The sequence below is a fragment of the Achromobacter sp. UMC46 genome (assembly GCF_014170335.1).
In the GTDB taxonomy this organism is placed as follows: Bacteria; Pseudomonadota; Gammaproteobacteria; order Burkholderiales; family Burkholderiaceae_B; genus Achromobacter.
In genome coordinates this window covers 54,918-71,197 of sequence record NZ_LZZS01000004.1, presented here as the reverse complement: position 1 = coordinate 71,197, position 16,280 = coordinate 54,918, and the positions used below count along the sequence as shown (strand labels likewise).

Sequence of the window (16,280 nt, the reverse complement as noted above, 5' to 3'; positions counted from 1 at the left end):
GCGTCGATGCGATCCCCAGGAATTTATCCGAAATCCACGCGGACTTGTACCTTGCCGTGGCACGTTCCGGGCACGCCGCTTGCTCCTGGGGCCGATGCCGCCGGACTCGGATGGCGATGGCGCCGGGCTCCCCGGGCGCCGCATGTCGACGGCGTCTATCTCTTAAGGAGGTATGCCATGAAGCTATTGACCACCGCCAGCGTCCTGCTGGCCATCGCGTTAGCCGGGTGCACCGCGCCCACGTCGTACAGTTCCAACTCGCCGCGCGGGAACAACAGCATGAAGGACCAGGCCAATTACCACGCGGAAAACTTCGGCGAACCGGACAACACGCCGTTCCAGGGCGTCTATCCCGGACATTAAGGCAGTCGTTGCGCGGGCAGCGCCGCCGCAGCCGCCGTGGCGGCTTTCTCGTTGGCCAGTGCCATCAAATGGCGGGTCAGCTCGGCCAGTTGCCCGTCCTTTTGCTCCAGTTGCGCCAGCAGCGACGCCGATTGCGCGTCCCCCGCGGCCAGACGGGCTTCCAACGCCGCCTCGCGTTGCCGCGCCGTGGTCAATGCGTCGCCGGCTGCCCGGTCGGCGGCAAGCAGCCGTTGCTGGACGGACGAGATCTCGCCGCGCAACGCCTGAGCGCCCTGCTCCGCTGCGCGCTTGGCTTCCCGCGTCTCGGCCAATGCCGTCTGCAATTGGGCAGCCTGCCGTTGGCTCGCGGCCTGCGTATCGTCCAGACGCGCCTGCAGCTTCTTGACCGCCCCGCGTTCCGCGTCCAGCTCGTTCAGCCAGCGGCGTTCGTGCGCCGCATGGCGTGTTTCGGTCGCCGCTAGCGCCTGGGCGTGCAGGTCGCGCAGCTTCTCTGCCTCGGTCAGCAGGGTCTGCACGGCGCTGCGGGCGTCCTCCAGCTGCAACTGGCTCTGCTTGAGCTGATCGTCGCGGTGACGCAGTTGCTGTTCGGCTGCGCGCAAACGGTCTTCGGTGGCCGCTAATTGGGCCGTTGCCACTTTCAGGCCTTCCTGCAGGTCCTGTTCGCGATTGGCCAGCTGGATTTCGCGTTGTTGCAGTTGTTCCGCATCGGCAGCCAGCCGTTCGCCTTCCTCCGCCAGTTCCCCCCACCGCCGCCGATAGGTTTCGGCCTGTTCGGCGCGCGCTTCCGCCTGCGCGGTTGCCCAAAAATGGGCCGCCGCCTGGGCGACCGGGTCCGGGATCGCCGGCGACGCGGCGAATGCGCCGGGGTCCTTGATGCGCGCGCCCAATGCGCGGAACCAGGTTTCCAGGTGCGGGCTGACCGTATTGGGCGACCCGCGCCCGATCTTCTGCCGCACCCGTTCGATGGTGGGCCGGGCACCTTCCAGCAACAGCGCGTCCGCTGCGGTCCAGACGTCGGTTTCGGTGATTCCTGTGGCCATGGCCCGCTACTCCGTGATTGGCTCGCGCCGTGAAGAATAACTAGTCACGATAATGGAACCTTATCGAGACTTAAATGTTGTTTGTGTTATATATCATACAGCATATGTATTGTTTAGTTAATGGACGACGGAAGCCGCCCGCCAGGTGCCCACGAAAGAGAATTTCAATGTTAAAAAAGCCCCGCGCCCTTGATCAAGGGGCGCGGGGCCATGCGGGCACGCGTTTACAGGTTCCCGGTAGCCTTACCGATGCGCCAATAGATACCGCCACCGGTCATGCCCCCATCCACCGGCAAGTCCGCACCGGTAATGAACGAGGCCTCGGGCCCCAACAGGAACATCACGGCAGCGGCGATCTCGTCGGCGTCGGCGCCGCGCGAAAGCGGCGTGGCATCGCGATTGCCTTCGTAGAACAGCCGAGCGCGGCCGGCGTCGTGGACGGCGTTGGGCTGCATGATCATCGGCGTTTCAACCAGGCCCGGGCAGACCGTGTTCACCCGGATGCCCCGCCCTGCCAACTCCATCGATGCCGCCCGAGTCAAACCGCGCAACGCCCATTTGCTGGCCGTGTACGCGGCGCTGAAATAGCCGGTCAGCCCGGCGGTGGACGAGGTGTTGACGATCGCGGCGCCGGCTGGCATCAGTCCGGCAAGCGTACGGATAGCCAGGAAAGGCCCGTCCAGATTGATGTCCAGCAGGCGGCGCCATTCGCGATACGTGGTTTCGGTCACGGTCTTGCGCAGGGTCACGCCGGCGTTGTTCACCAGCCCGAACAAGGGCGCCTCGCCTTGAGAGAGGTCTTGCGCCAGGGCAAGCCAATCCGATTCGCTGCTGACATCTGCGATCCGCACCCGCAACCGGTCCGCATCCTCGCCGGCGGCAGCCCTCAGCGCCGCCCAGCTTTCGTCATCGTCGGGCAACACATCCAGCGCATGGACGACCGCGCCCGCCCGCAGCAGCCGCAGCACCTCGGCAGCGCCCTGTCCGCGCGCCGCGCCCGTGACGACGGCAGCCTTGCCCTTCCAGTATTGGTCCATTCCAGGTTCGCTCCTCATGTCTTGGACACGCCGCCGTCCACCAGCAGCACGTGACCCGTGACGTAGGACGACGCCTGCGACGCCAGATACAACGCCGCGTCGGCGATTTCGGCGGGCTGCCCCATGCGCCGCGCGGGCAGGCGCTCTACATATTCCGCGTAGGTGCCGGCGTCACCATGCATCCAGCTGCTCATCGGCGTTTCGATGAATCCAGGCGCGATGGCGTTGACGCGAACGCCCTTGGGGCTCCATTCAAGGGCCAGGCATTGGGTCAGGTGCGCGACACCCGCTTTCGCCGCCGCGTAATCGGCGCAGTTCGGCCGCGGCTTCACGCCCGCATAGCTGGACAGGTTGATGATGACGCCGCCGCCTTGCGCGATCATGTGCCGTGCGGCGGCCTGGGCGCCGAAGAAGGTTCCCTTCAGGTTGATGTCCATCGTGCGCTGCCACGCCGCTTCGTCGATATCCAGGGCGGGCGCCCGCGCCATGAAGCCGGCATTGTTGATCCAGATGTCCACCGCGCCATATTGCGACGCCACGGCGGCAGCCAGCGCTCGCGCCGCCTTCGCCTGGGTGACGTCGAGCTCGCGGCAATCCGCGTCCACCCCGGACATCGCGCCGGCGTCCCGATCCGTAGCGACTACGATTGCTCCCTGGGCCCGAAGCGCCGCCGCCACCGCGCGTCCGATGCCGCCGCCCGCGCCCGTGACGACCGCGACTTTCCCTGCAAGATCCGCATAAATCATGTTGCTCATACCGTAGTGAAAAGTTTGAAAATCAGTTGAAGGCCGCGCGCTTGCCCGTTGCGCCGCCGGATGCCTGCCCAGGCACGCGGATGTCGTTCAGGTCCATCCCCGCCGTCTCCTTGATCAACAGGCCGCCCGCGAACGCCATCAATCCCAGCGCGCCCACGTAGGCCGTGTAGACCCACTCCAGCCCCTGGGCGCCCAGCCAGGCATTGATGTAGGGCGCGGTCCCGCCGAATATCGCGACCGACAGCGAAGAGATGAACCCCACGCCCATCGCCCGCGCGCCGGTGGGAACCTGTTCCGCCAGCACGGCCGGAAAAATGGCCGCGAGCAACGCCCATACCAGCAGCCCGATCAACTGGGCGACGAACAGCGTCCACGGCTGGTCGGTGACCAGGTGCGACACCGGGAAGACCACCAGCGCCACCGCCAGGCCAAAGGCCATGACCATGGGCTTGCGTCCATAGCGGTCGGCCAGCCAGCCGCAGACCGGCAGCCACAGCAGGCAGATCAATTGCGCAATCAGGCTGGCGGTATAGGCGCCTGCCGGGTCCATGCCTTTCGTGGCGATGGCCGTGGCGGGCGCGAACGTGACCCAGGTGTAGTACGTGGCGTTGGACGCCGCCGCGATCATCACGATGTTGCGTGCGATGCGCAGCGCTTGGCCTTTTGACACTTTCTGGCGCCCGCCCTGCTCCGCCTGATGCTCGAACACCTCGCTTTCGCTGGCGCTGCGGCGCAGGAACAGCGCGTAGACGCCCAACAGCGCCCCCACTGCAAACCCCACCCGCCATCCCCACGCCTCCATCGCCGGCTTGCCCAGCCAGGACGTCAACAGCGCCGCAAGCGCGGTGGCCGCCATGACGCCGATGGTCACGCTGACGAACACCGAGCTGGACCACAGGCCGCGGCGGGCGGGCGGCGCGATTTCGGCGACATAGGTATAGGCCACGCCCGACTCCCCGCCATGCGCCAGCCCCTGCATCAGGCGGCAGGCGAACAGCAGGATCGACGCAAGCACGCCCGCCTGTTCGTAAGTCGGCAGCACGGCGATGGCCAGGCTGGTCAGCGCCAGCAGGCACATCGTGAGGACGAGCGTGAACTTGCGGCCATAACGGTCGCCAATGCGGCCGAACAGCCAGCCGCCGACGGGCCGGGCAAGAAAGCCGCCCGCAAACACGGCCAGCGTGGCCAACAGCGCCGACGTGCGGTCGGCAGGGTCGAACAGGTTCATCGCCAGATAGGCCGAGAACGTGCCATACAGCGTCCAGTCGAACCATTCCAGCGCATTGCCCACGGCGGCGGCGCGTAGCGATGCAAGCCGCCGCCGGCGGTCCTGTGTCTCCATGATTGTCGTTGTCATTTTTTTTCCGTTGGCGCGTCAGCGCAGGTGATGGGCAAACCAAGCGGCCGCTTCGCGGCTGGTACGTTCAAAGTGTTCCGTGTAGACGGAGTAGTGGCCGCCGGGCAGCAGCAGCAATTGCTTGGGCTGATGCGCGGCATTGAAGGCGTCCTGCTGCAGATCGGCAGGCGTCAATCCGTCGCCCGTCGCCACGATCATCAGCAATGGCGTGGGCGCGATGCGGCGGACATACATGCCCGGCTCATAAGCGCGGGCCAGTTCCAACGACCTCAGGGTCACTTCGTTGACCCACGACGGGCAGCGCTCGGCCTCGCCGCTCATGTATTCGTACGAATCCGGTCCGGGGTAAGCCACCGGCGCGTCCGGATCCGCATCGACCATGCGCAAAGTCGCGGGCGGCAGCCCCGCGTCGCGGGCCTCGCGGTCGGCCTCGAACGCGGCCTGCAGGGCTTGCGCCTTGTCATATCGCACGCGCCGTTGCGCGGCCGAAAAGCCACTGGTCGTCGGAACCTGGCTCACGACGCACTTGACCCGCCGGTCGATCGCGGCAACCGTCAGCGCGTGTCCGCCGCTGTAGCTGCTGCCCCAGATGCCGATGCGTTCTCTATCCACCTCCGGCCGCTGGCGCAGGTAGGAGATGGCCGACCTGAAATCCTGGATCTGCCGCTGCGGATCAATCTCCTGGCGGGGCAATCCGTCGCTGCGCCCCAGGTTACGGAAATCGAACGTCATGGCGGCCAGCCCTTCGTTGACGACGGCGGCGGCGTAGTCCTCGAGGTCTCCGCCCGCCACCATGGACCAGCCGTGCGCCAGGGCAACGGCGCCCACCGGCCCTTCGGCCTTCGCCGGCAGATACAAGGTGCCGCGGATACGGTCGCCATCCACCAGGAATTCAATCGGCTCTGCCGATTCTTTGATTGCCGCGCGCTTCTGTTTTATCTCTTCCACTTCTGTCCCTCCGTCATGATTGATTTGCCTGTTTGTTGGCAGGCGGAGGAAATTCTGCCCATCGCCGGAAGGGGGAACAAGCGGTATTATTCGCCCAATCAATCGGTGTTTCCGATCAATCTGGGCGACGCTCCGCCCTGCCTTCGACGACCGCGAGCATGGATCTACGCCAACTGGAATGTTTTCTGACCGTCGCCGAGACGCTGCACTTCGGACGCGCCGCCGAAGCGCTGCACATGGGCCAATCGTCTGTGTCGGAAGCCGTCAAGGCGCTTGAAAGGACGCTCGGCGGCCCGCTGTTCGAGCGCAGCAGCCGTCGCGTCGCGCTGACCCCGCTGGGAGAAACCTTGAAACTGGGCGCCGGGCCGGCCGTCATCATGATCAAAGGCGCCCTGGACGATTGCAAGCGCCAGGCGGCCGGCAAGCCGCGCCATTTGCGCATCGGTTTTCTGGGCGGCGGTTTCTACGAGCTATACCGCCCGCTCGTATCCGAATTCAAGGCCGCCCACCCCTACGTGGAGCTGGAGTTCATTGAGCTGACCTACGTCACCCACTATGCCGCGGTGGCGGATGGCTCCGTCGACGCCGCCTTCTGCCGGCTGCCCCTGGGCGCGGACGGCCTCAGCCACGGCCCGATCGTCCTGCGGGACCAGCGCATGCTTTGCGTCGCGCACGATCATCCGTTTGCCACGGCGGCGCTGCTGGATCCGGAGGTGTTGGCCGACGAACGCCTGGTGCGCATGGTGCCGGGGTCGGTCAATCAGGAATGGCAGGACTATCACTTCCCGCGGCACACCCCGAAAGGCCGCCCGATCGGCGACGGACCCGTGGTCCGCACCATTCGGGAAGGGATCGCGGCGGTGAATACGCGGCAGGGCTTGCTCATGCTGACCAAGCGCGCGGCCAGCTATTACGCCACGCCCGAGATCGCGTTCGTCGAAATCGACCTGCCCGCCATGCCCTCGGCGGTGGTGCGCCGGGCGGACGACAATCGGCAGATTCTTCAGGAACTGGACGCGTTGTTGCTGCGCATCGCTGAACGCCATGGCGTGGCGGCCTGAGCGGCGACACTCGACAGGAAAGGCAGAGGGCGCTTGACCTTGACCGCATGGAAGGCTGGAAGCTCCAAGCTGGTTTCAACGGACAGGAGCTCACATGAACGATCGCAACCACACCCCGCCCGCGCATTCGACCACGCCCCGGCCGCCGGCCGCCGGAAACGAGCCTCGATGGGGAATCGAAGAGGTCACTGCGCGCGCCGACGTGTCGGAACGTCTGGTGCGCCATTGCGAAGCGCGAGGCTTGCTCGTCGGCGCCGAACGCGCCAAGCACGCCACACGCGCCCGCGCATCCGAACGACGCTATACGCACGACGATATCTCCGTGTTGCGCTTCATCAGGCGGACGCACGTCCTGGGATTCGGCATGAACGAGACCGCCCAACTGCTGTCGTTGTGGCGGGGCGGCCAGGCGCCGCAGCAGGTCCTGCAGCGCCTGGCGGACGCGTATCCCGACGGGCCGCAACCCTCCTGCCCGATCCTGGAGGCATTGATGCAGGCCGCGCAGCAACGCCCAAGTGCCGGCCCCATGCCCTAAAATGGTGGGGCCGATGACACGTTCCAGACCCCTCCCCCGATGCAGCTGACCCTGCTTGCCTCGCTGCCTTTGCTGGACCCGCATGCGCTGGACAGTCAGGCCGATGCCGCAGTCCGCAACCTCATGCGGGAAGGCAGTTCGGCCAACACCGCCGCCAGCTACCGCGCGGCCATCCGGTACTGGACGGCCTGGTTCGAACTGCGTTACGGGCAGCCTTTCGCGCTGCCCCTGCCCGAAGCTGCCGTCATCCAGTTCGTAGTGGACCACGCCCAGCGGTCGACCGATCACGGCCTGAAATGGGAACTGCCGTTGGCGCTGGACTTGGAACTGGTGCGCCTGAAAGCCAAAGGCAAGCTGGGCGCACCCAGCCTGAACACGCTGCTCCAGCGCCTGTCCGTGCTGTCCAAGGCGCATGAACTGTTGGGCCACCCCAACCCTTGCCGCGCGGCTCCGGTCCGCGAGCTGTTGGCCAAGACCCGCCGCGCCTACGCCCGGCGAGGCGTGGCGCCCGCCAAGAAAGAAGCGCTGACCCGCGAGCCCCTGCAGGCGATGCTGGCCACGTGCGACGACACGCTGCGCGGCGTGCGCGACCGCGCCCTGCTGCTGTTCGCGTGGGCAAGTGGCGGCCGCCGCCGTTCGGAAGTCGTGCGGGCGACGGTTGAAAACACGGTGCGCACGGGAGAAGGATTCCTCTACACGCTGGCGCATTCCAAGACCAATCAATCAGGCGCGCAGCGTGCGGACGACCAGAAGCCCATCTCCGGTTCCGCCGCCCAGGCCCTGAACGCCTGGCTGGCCGCAAGCGGCATCCGCCAAGGGCCGATCTTTCGCCGCGTGCGCCGAGGCGATGTTGTCGGCGAACCCCTGGCGGCCGCCGCAGTGCGGGACATCGTGCAGGAACGCTGCCGGCTGGCGGGCCTGGAAGGCGACTTCTCGGCGCACAGCCTGCGCTCGGGCTTCGTGACCGAGGCCGGCCGGCGCAATGTGCCGCTGGGCGACACGATGGCCATGACCGGGCACGCCAGCGTGGCGACCGTGATGGGCTATTTCCGTGCCGGCGCCGCCGCCCGGTCCCCCGCGGCGCGGCTGCTGGACGAGCCCGACGCAGACGGCCTATAGATCGGCTCAGGCGCTGCCGTAACTGTTGGCGTAGACAGGACCGAAAGAATCTTTGTTTTGTTTACAATCGTTTGCAATCAGCGGTTCTTGAACGTGGCCCTGCCCGCCGGCATGACGCCCCTCCTATCACCCGCGGCCTGGCGCCGCGCCTGCCCTGGCCCCCCCAGCCCGCCCCGACCATGCGAATCAATCTACGCGGGCTTGTGCTTGCGCTTACCGTACTAAGCGCCGTCGCCGCGACGGCCAACGCGCTCTATGCCAGCTATCGCGTGCAGCGTGACCTGCTCATCACCAACACGCTGGAATCGAACCGCGTGTACGCGGCCAAGCTGGCCGAAAGCACCGGCAACTTCCTGAAGGGCGCGCAGCAGCAGTTGGCTTACAGTGCCCGGCACATGGCCGCGCAAATCGATGCGCCCGACGTTCTTGCCGCCGAAGTCGCGCGCGTGCAAGAGCAGACCGACAGCTTCAACTCCGTGGGCATCGTCAGCGCCGACGGCGTCATCCTGGCCACCACGCAGAATTTCCGGAATTTCCTGGGCACGCGGGTGGACAGCCCGGGCAGCCGCGCCGCGTTGCAGGCTCGCCAACCGGTAATCAGCAAGCCCTATGTGTCGATTGCTGGCAACATGCTCATCAACCTGTCGCACCCGATCTATTCCAACGACGGCCGCTATAGGGGCTACATCGCCGGCACGATCTATCTGCGCAATGAAAGCGCCTTGCAGGAGCTGCTGGGCAAACACCACTATCAGGACGGCTCGTATCTGTTCGTGGTGGATAGCGACGGCCAGCTGATCTATCACATGGAGACCGACCGGGTGGGCGAAAACGTCATGCGCAATCCGGTGGTGGCAGCCGTGACCACAGGCCATGCGGGCGCGCAGCGCGTCGTCAACACCCAAGGCGTGGACATGCTTGCGGGCTACGCGGCCGTGCCGATCAGCGGCTGGGGCATCATCGCGCAGCGGCCGGCCGAGGTCACGCTCAAACCGATCAACGCCTTGATCTGGACGCTGATCGGCTACGCCGCGCCCCTGGCGCTGGTGTTTTTGTTGGCCATCTGGTGGTGCGCGCGCCTGATCTCGCTGCCCTTGTCGCAACTAGCCGCCAATGTCGAGCACCAGGACCTGGCGGTGGCGATGCAACGTGTGAAATCGGTCAAGGCGTGGTACTTCGAGGCCGAACGCCTGAAGCGCGCGGTGATCTGGAGCTTCACCGCGCTGCAGGAGAAGATCGGCAAGCTGAACCTGGCCAGCATCACCGACCCGCTGACGGGCTTGCGCAATCGGCGCGGCACCCAGGATGCCGTCGAGGACCTGCAGGCATCCTGCACGCCGTTCGCGGTCGTGGCGCTGGATCTCGACCACTTCAAGCAAGTGAACGACACCTACGGCCACACCGCAGGCGACGAGGTCATCCGCGGCATGGCGCAATTGATGCGGGACTGTTCGCGGCCCTCGGACATCCTGTGCCGCAACGGTGGAGAGGAATTCCTGATCTTGCTGCCCAACGTGGGGGCCAAAGAGGCCAGCCAAGTCGCCGAGCGCCTGCGCGGGCGCTTGGCCGATCGGTCCTTGCATGGCGTGAGCGGCATTACGGTGTCGGCCGGTGTGGCGCATTGGCCGTCCTGCGGCTCGGACATCGGGCAGGTTTTCCAGGCCGCTGATAAGGCGCTGTACGCCGCCAAGCAACAGGGGCGCAACCGCGTCGTCACCCACGCCGCGTGACCCGCACGCAGTTCGCCAATTCTTGCGTTTGTCGTGCAATGCTTTGTATTTGCATGAAATACTATTTCTTGCGTCGCAAGGTTTATGTTCGACCAGGCCAAAGCCAGCCCCCGCGCAGGGGCAATTACAGTATCCTGCGCTGCTACGGCTTTATGTTTTCCCTGGTCCTTCAGCATGTCGCGCCGCGCGTTCGCTCCAAAGTCCCTGGAACGGTATTTTTTGCTACTGGCAGTGGGCGTGTTGTTGCTGGTCTCGGTCCTGGCCGGCATTCTGCTGTTCCAGAGCTGGAAGACCTATTCATCCGCATCGCAGGCACGCGACGCGTTCGCCGTCATTCGCGCCACGGTCAGCGTCATGGAACTCGCGTCGGCCGAACGCGGCCCCATGAACGCGGCGCTGGGCGCCGACCTGCCCGTCCCGGAATCCAATCTGGCCGCCCTGCGCGCCGCGCGCGCCAGGACCGACGCGCAAATCGACCAGTTGCTGGCGCTGTACGCCACGCCGTCGCCGCGTTTCGGGCAAATCGGTGCGCGCGCTGACATCCAGCGCATCCGCGAGGCGTTGGAGCTGGCCCGGCGCAATGCCGATCTGCTGATCGCCACACCGCGTGAACCGCTGACCGGCGACGCCGTCTGGGAAGTCGTCAGCGCCATGGTCGCGGTCATCCCGCAATGGCAAGCCAGCATGGGCCGCGACGTCGGCGTGGCGATGCTGAACGAAGTGGACACGCCCGGCATGCTGTCCCTGGCGCTGCTGGCCAGCGAACTGCGGGAACAGGCCGGCTTGCTGGGATCGATCTACACGCCCGCGCTTGCCGGGCACCGGCCCTTGACGCAGGTCGAGCATTTCCGCATCGAACGCGTGCGGGGTCGCATCGACGAGCTGCGCAGCCTGATCGATTCGCGCCTTGCGACCCGCCCCGAGCTGATGCGGTCGCAAAGCTTCGCGCAATTGCAGCGGCGCTACTTCGGCGACGGCCTGGAATACCTGGAGCACGTGCGCCAGGATGCCACGCTACCCGGCGCGGGCGTCACGACCAGCACCGGGCAACTCGCTGCGATCTACGTGCCGATGATGGGTTCCATCATCCAGTTCCGCGACGTCCTGCTCGATGCGATCGGCCAGAGCATCGACGGCTACCGCGCGGGCGCCTTGCGCTTGATGCTGGTGACGTTGGCCGCCACGGCCTTGCTGGTGGCGGCGCTGGGCCTGGCGCTGGTGCAATTCCGGCGCCGGGTGATCGGGCCTTTCGGCCTGGCTTCCCGCATCATCACCGCCATCGCCAACGGCACGCCGCCGCCGCGCATCCCCGAGGGCAAGCACCAAGGCGAAGTCGACGAGGTCTTCAGCGCATTGCGGGTCCTGAAAGAGAATTCCGCCGTCAAGACAAGATTGGAAGCCGAGCGCGACAGGCTGATCGTCGACCTGGCGAACCTGGCCGAAACCGACTACCTGACCGGCCTGTTGAACCGGCGCGCCTTCGAGACGCGCTTTGAAGTCACCCGAGCGCAATGGCAGGAGCAAGGTCCGGTACTGGCTTTCATCCTGTTCGATATCGACAATTTCAAGAACGTCAACGACACCTACGGACACGCCAGCGGCGATATCGCTTTGAAATCGGTGGCCGAGCTCTGCCGCAAGATCTGGCGCCAGTCCGACACCGTGGCACGGGTGGGCGGCGAGGAATTCGCCGTGCTCTGCCATACCGGCAACGCCGACGAAGCCGTCGAGATGGCCGAGCGCATGCGCTCGGCCATGTCGGCCGAACCGGTCACGGCCGAAGATGGCGCCATATTCTCGCTGACGGCCAGCTTCGGGGTGGCCTGCGCCCGATGGGAGCACGCCGCGGATGCCCGCAAGCTGTTCCATGTTGCCGACGAACTGCTGTATCAGGCAAAACTGAACGGCCGCAATCAGGTGCTGCAACGCATGCTGGGCTGACGGGCTTGCCTGCGCTGCCAGCAATATCAGCCAGGCCGTCAAACGGTCCGATTCCCGGCAACCCCCACTGCCCCGCCACCTAGACTCCCTTCACCTCGCGGCCCGCTTGTCACGCGGCTGCCGAGGATCCTTGTGCCCATCGCGGCATACCGGTCATTCAAGGGGGTTTCATGATCGCAGCAAGAACAACGCGCAGTACATTGGTCGCCGTGTTGGCGGCCCTGTCCACGGGTGGCGCCGCGCAGGCGTCCACCACAAGCGTCACGCTATATGGCTTGATTGACCTGGGATTGAGTTATGAGCGTGAGCGCCAGGATGCGGGCGGCGCCTCGTCGCGGATCGGCATGAGGAACGGCACACAATCCGGGTCGCGCTGGGGATTGCGCGGCGTCGAAGACCTGGGCGACGGATACCGCGTCGTGTTCCGGCTGGAAAACGGCTTCCAGGCATCGAACGGCACGCAAGGGCAAGGCCGCTTGTTCGGCCGGTGGGCTTACCTGGGGCTGGCGGGCGGATTCGGCGAACTGCGCGCCGGCCGCCAACTGGTCTTGAGCGACAGCTGGGGCGGAATCGCTTCACCATTCGGCACCAGCTGGGCCGGTGCGGCCGCGTCCGTGACGTCCGGCTTCAATGACGGCGACTTCGGCATCGGCGGGCGCATCAACAATGCGGTGACCTACCGCACGCCGGTCTGGAGCGGCTGGCAGGCCGCATTGGGCTACAGCTTTTCGTCCCACGACGAAGGCCGGTTCGCAACCGCCGACCACGACCGCGTCTGGACCGCCGGGTTGCGCTACCGGAACGGGCCTTTCTCCACGGCCCTTACCTATGAACGGCTGAATCCCAACGCCGTCGTCCGGGGCGTGAAGCGCGCCTCGAACGTCCAGTTGGGCGGCGCTTACGACTTCGACTGGATGCGGCTGCACGCCGGCTATGGCAACTTGCGTAATCCCAACACGGGCCCGTCAGCCGGCTACCGGCGAATCAACTCGTTCGTGGGCGGCGCCAGCTTTCCGGTCAGCGGCCGCGGCACCGTGCTGGCGGCTTACCAGCGCGCCACCGCGTCGCACATCAAGGGTTGGGGCTTGGGTTATCAGCATGACCTGTCCAAGCGCACCAACCTGTACGCCCTGCTGGACCGCGTGGACCGGCGCCAGTCGCACATGCTGCAAACCGTAGTGGGGTTGCGGCACCACTTCTAGGCGCCACCGCCTCTCGTTACTACACCAGCATCGGCCAGAATGTCGGCGCCAGCCGTAACCACATTTCGGTACTCATCGCATCCGGCCTGCGCGTCGGCAGGCTGGTGCGGTCTTTCAACACATCCCCGCGGCAAGCGAACACGATACTGTGCGCACGAGCAAGGTCGTTGATCTCCATCACCGACCCGGCAAAGCGCTGTTTGATGTGGCCCAGATAGCTGCCGTACTTGGGGTGCGATGCGTGGAAGTTGCAGACCATCATGCCATCGGGCGCCAGCGCGTCGAAGCAGGCGTCGTAAAACGCGTCCGTCGTCAATTGCGGCGGCAAGCCATTGATGTCGTAGCCGTCGACCAGCACGGCGTCGTACTCGTTCCGGTATTGGCGGATCAGGGCCGCGCCGTCGCCTTGCAGGACCGCGAACCGGTGATCGTCGCGCGGCACCAGAAAGGCGTCCCGCAATGCGATGACATGCGGATTGATCTCGAATACGTCAATCCGGGTAGCCGGCAAGTGCTGATAGCAGAACTTGGCCAGCGACCCTCCCCCCAGGCCAACCATCGCAATCCGCCGGGGCTGGGGGTTGAACAGCAGGAACGCCATCATGATGCGCGTGTATTCCAGGTTGAGCGCGGACGGGTCCCGCGTCCACATGCGGCTCTGTATTTCGGCATGGGAGAACATCAGGGACCGCGACGTCGTCGTGGCATAGATGAAAGGCCTAACCTGTTGATTGCTCGATGTGCTTTCAGGCATTTCGAATACTCGCTTAGGGCAATTAAGGGGCGGCCGGCCGCCGCGCCCATCGATGCGTCTGCACGCCGCGCGCGCAGGCGAAACGCCGCTGGCACGCGGCGTGCAAGCGGAAGGCGGAAAGCGCGGGGACGGGAACGGTCGAAAGGAAAACCAATAAGTTCGAACGGCGCGCACAGGGCGCGCCGCTCAACACCGATCGATCAGAATTGAATCAGCCCGGGAATGCGGGCTGGACCGCGAAAGTCAAAAGAAGGGATCAGGCGGTTAGTCGCGGCTTATCGCCGTCTTTCGAGGCTTCCGCTTCTGCGGGTGCTGCGTCGGCCTCGGAATCAAGGGTCGCTTCGGGGGCCTTCCAGTTCAAGGGCGGAATCTCGAAGCGCCACTTCTTACCAATCAGTTGATGCGACATGAGCGTTCTCCTGTGCGAGGCGCATGGCCTCCCCCGCGTAAGCAAAGTACCTGCCGGATTCGAGCGTGCCAGGAATGCCGTGTGGGGACGCGGGGGAGGCATTCGGAAAAGGCAGCGCCGTGTTTCGCGTATTTCGCTTTTGGCCTAGGCAGTCTCTACTGCCGCGTCCGTGTTGTTGTTTTTTCTGCGAATTAAAAGATATTAGCATAATTTTGACAGAAAAAGCAAGCAAATCATGCTAGGTCGCCCTGTCTGATCCCGCTTCCAACAAATCAATTGACGCGCGAGAATGATCGTTCTACCATTCATCCGACACAACGAAGAACGACCATTCTCCAATAGCGCATCCATGACATCCGCCACAATCCGCCGCTCGCCCGACGCCTTCGAGGACACTCAGGAACGCCTGCTCCGAACCACCGAGCACCTCATCTATCAAGGCGGCATCAACGCCACCGGCATGGACCTGATCGTCAAGACCTCCGGCGTGGCGCGCAAAAGCCTGTACAAGCACTACCCCACCAAGGAAGCATTGGTGGCCGCGGCCTTACAGGCACGCGATGAGCGCTGGATGCAGTGGTTCGTCGCCGCCACTACGCAAGCGGCGACGCCGCGCGCGCGCTTGCTGTCCATCTTCGACGCTTTGCGGGAGTGGTTTGCGTCGGACGGGTTCCGCGGCTGCGCGTTCATCAACGCCGCCGGTGAAATCGGCGACCCGGCCAATCCGATCCGCGAGGTGTCCCGGCTGCACAAGGCCCGCCTATTGGCCCATGTGCTGACGCTGACCCAAGCCGCAGGCTTGCCGGACCCCGATGAAACGGCGCGCCAACTATTGGTGCTGATCGATGGCGCCATCGCCGTCGCGTTGGTGACGGGCGACCTGTCCATTGCCGACAGTGCCGAACGCGCCGCGGCCGCGCTGCTGCCCGCTGGCGCCTGAACCGCATTCCCCCCACGCACGAGGCCCTTCCCATGACATCGACCCCTGAAGTCCGTCCGCCCCTTCCGCCTTTCACCCACCAAAGCGCCGTGCAGAAGGTCAGGCTGGCCGAAGACGGCTGGAACAGCCGCGACCCCGACAAGGTCGCGCTGGCCTATAGCCTGGACACGCATTGGCGCAACCGCGCCGAATTCGTGAAGAACCGGGACGAAGCCCGCGCCTTCCTGGCGCGCAAATGGGCCAAAGAACTGGACTACCGGCTGATCAAGGAACTGTGGGCCTATACGGGCAATCGCATCGCGGTGCGCTATGCCTATGAATGGCACGACGATTCGGGCAATTGGTTCCGGTCCTACGGCAACGAAAATTGGGAGTTCGGCGAAGACGGCCTCATGGTGAACCGCTACGCCTGCATCAACGACCTGCCCATCAAGGAAACCGACCGCAAGTTCGACTGGCCGCTGGGCCGGCGTCCAGACGACCACCCGGGCTTGTCGGAACTTGGCCTGTAGGCCGCACGCGCCAGGCCGTTCGCGGCGCCTTACTCGTAGGCCTTCAACAGCTTGCCGAGCAGGCGGCTCAACTGCTCTTGTTCGGGCGCGCTCAACGGCGACAGCACCTCGGCCTGGTTGCGCAGGTGCGCCACCACGGCCTCGTCGATCAACTTCAGCCCGGGCTTTGTCAGCATCACCAGCGTGGCCCGCCCGTCGTCCGGGTTGGGCGTGCGCACCACCAGACCAGCCTTCTCCAGCCGGTCGATGCGGTGGGTCATGCTGCCTGACGAGATCATGGCGTCTTCGTACAACGCCGTGGGCGTCAAGGCGTAGGGCTTGCCGCTGCGGCGCAGCGTGGCCAGCACATCGAATTCGCCCGGTTGCAACCCGAACTCGGCGAACAGCGGATTGATGCGGTCGCGCGTGATCGCCAGCGCGCACTCGCCCAACCGGCCCAGCACCCGCATCGTCGACACATCCAGGTCGGGACGCTCGCGGTTCCATTGCTCTACCGCCCGGCTTGCTCTATCCACGGTCTTCCCCTATTTATCTTGACGTAGAGATACAATACAAATATCTTGATGCCAAGATAGTT

The 16,280-nt window shown here is 65.3% G+C and carries 17 protein-coding genes; 9 read left to right on the top strand and 8 right to left on the bottom strand.

Features of this window, described 5'->3' with window-relative positions; genetic code table 11:
* Positions 1-177: 177 nt before the first annotated feature.
* A complete protein-coding gene (locus tag A9973_RS03375) occupies positions 178-363 on the top strand; it encodes a hypothetical protein (RefSeq protein WP_183012364.1) in 186 nt (61 codons plus the stop codon).
* On the opposite strand, the gene A9973_RS03370 is transcribed toward A9973_RS03375, so the two are convergent.
* The 5 genes from A9973_RS03370 to A9973_RS03350 all read right to left on the bottom strand — a co-directional run bounded on the left by A9973_RS03370 (position 360) and on the right by A9973_RS03350 (position 5,440).
* Positions 360-1,403 (bottom strand): DNA-binding protein, encoded by a 1,044-nt coding sequence (locus A9973_RS03370; RefSeq protein ID WP_183012363.1) that lies wholly within the window; start codon positions 1,401-1,403, stop codon positions 360-362. The genes A9973_RS03375 and A9973_RS03370 overlap by 4 nt on opposite strands.
* 224 nt (positions 1,404-1,627) lie before the next feature.
* Complete coding sequence (locus A9973_RS03365; protein WP_183012362.1) at positions 1,628-2,440, bottom strand: SDR family NAD(P)-dependent oxidoreductase; 813 nt, start codon at positions 2,438-2,440, stop codon at positions 1,628-1,630.
* Between the two features lie 14 nt (positions 2,441-2,454).
* Positions 2,455-3,195: an SDR family NAD(P)-dependent oxidoreductase gene (locus A9973_RS03360; RefSeq protein ID WP_255469001.1), complete on the bottom strand. Its 741-nt coding sequence runs from the start codon at positions 3,193-3,195 to the stop codon at positions 2,455-2,457.
* Positions 3,196-3,217: 22 nt separating this feature from the next.
* Entirely contained in the window at positions 3,218-4,552 is a 1,335-nt protein-coding gene (locus A9973_RS03355; protein WP_183012361.1) for an MFS transporter, read from the bottom strand.
* Positions 4,553-4,570: 18 nt separating this feature from the next.
* Positions 4,571-5,440 carry an alpha/beta hydrolase gene (locus A9973_RS03350; protein WP_220805371.1) on the bottom strand — a complete coding sequence of 290 codons (870 nt, stop codon included), beginning with the start codon at positions 5,438-5,440 and terminating at the stop codon, positions 4,571-4,573.
* A 218-nt stretch (positions 5,441-5,658) separates the two neighbouring features.
* Here A9973_RS03350 and A9973_RS03345 point away from each other — a divergent pair, with 218 nt between their 5' ends.
* The 6 genes from A9973_RS03345 (at position 5,659) to A9973_RS03320 (ending at position 13,088) form a co-directional block, all read left to right on the top strand.
* Positions 5,659-6,561: a LysR family transcriptional regulator gene (locus tag A9973_RS03345; RefSeq protein WP_183012359.1), complete on the top strand. Its 903-nt coding sequence runs from the start codon at positions 5,659-5,661 to the stop codon at positions 6,559-6,561.
* 94 nt (positions 6,562-6,655) lie between these two features.
* Complete coding sequence (locus tag A9973_RS03340) at positions 6,656-7,096, top strand: MerR family transcriptional regulator (protein ID WP_183012358.1); 441 nt, start codon at positions 6,656-6,658, stop codon at positions 7,094-7,096.
* Between the two features lie 39 nt (positions 7,097-7,135).
* A complete protein-coding gene (locus A9973_RS03335) occupies positions 7,136-8,215 on the top strand; it encodes a site-specific integrase (protein ID WP_183012357.1) in 1,080 nt (359 codons plus the stop codon).
* A gap of 179 nt (positions 8,216-8,394) precedes the next feature.
* Complete coding sequence (locus A9973_RS03330; RefSeq protein WP_183012356.1) at positions 8,395-9,945, top strand: diguanylate cyclase domain-containing protein; 1,551 nt, start codon at positions 8,395-8,397, stop codon at positions 9,943-9,945.
* A gap of 219 nt (positions 9,946-10,164) precedes the next feature.
* The gene (locus A9973_RS03325; protein WP_255469000.1) at positions 10,165-11,886 is read left to right on the top strand and encodes a diguanylate cyclase; all 1,722 of its coding nucleotides are present in this window, start codon (positions 10,165-10,167) and stop codon (positions 11,884-11,886) included.
* Between the two features lie 170 nt (positions 11,887-12,056).
* The gene (locus tag A9973_RS03320) at positions 12,057-13,088 is read left to right on the top strand and encodes a porin (protein WP_183012354.1); all 1,032 of its coding nucleotides are present in this window, start codon (positions 12,057-12,059) and stop codon (positions 13,086-13,088) included.
* Positions 13,089-13,107: 19 nt separating this feature from the next.
* Here the strand turns inward: A9973_RS03320 and A9973_RS03315 are convergent, their stop codons facing one another.
* Positions 13,108-13,740 carry a fused MFS/spermidine synthase gene (locus A9973_RS03315; protein WP_255468999.1) on the bottom strand — a complete coding sequence of 211 codons (633 nt, stop codon included), beginning with the start codon at positions 13,738-13,740 and terminating at the stop codon, positions 13,108-13,110.
* A 358-nt stretch (positions 13,741-14,098) separates the two neighbouring features.
* Entirely contained in the window at positions 14,099-14,251 is a 153-nt protein-coding gene (locus A9973_RS03310; protein WP_183012352.1) for a hypothetical protein, read from the bottom strand.
* Between the two features lie 349 nt (positions 14,252-14,600).
* Here A9973_RS03310 and A9973_RS03305 point away from each other — a divergent pair, with 349 nt between their 5' ends.
* Entirely contained in the window at positions 14,601-15,191 is a 591-nt protein-coding gene (locus A9973_RS03305) for a TetR/AcrR family transcriptional regulator (protein ID WP_183012351.1), read from the top strand.
* A 32-nt stretch (positions 15,192-15,223) separates the two neighbouring features.
* The gene (locus tag A9973_RS03300) at positions 15,224-15,703 is read left to right on the top strand and encodes a DUF1348 family protein (protein WP_183012350.1); all 480 of its coding nucleotides are present in this window, start codon (positions 15,224-15,226) and stop codon (positions 15,701-15,703) included.
* Positions 15,704-15,732: 29 nt separating this feature from the next.
* Here the strand turns inward: A9973_RS03300 and A9973_RS03295 are convergent, their stop codons facing one another.
* Entirely contained in the window at positions 15,733-16,218 is a 486-nt protein-coding gene (locus tag A9973_RS03295) for a MarR family transcriptional regulator (RefSeq protein ID WP_183012349.1), read from the bottom strand.
* Positions 16,219-16,280 lie beyond the last annotated feature (62 nt).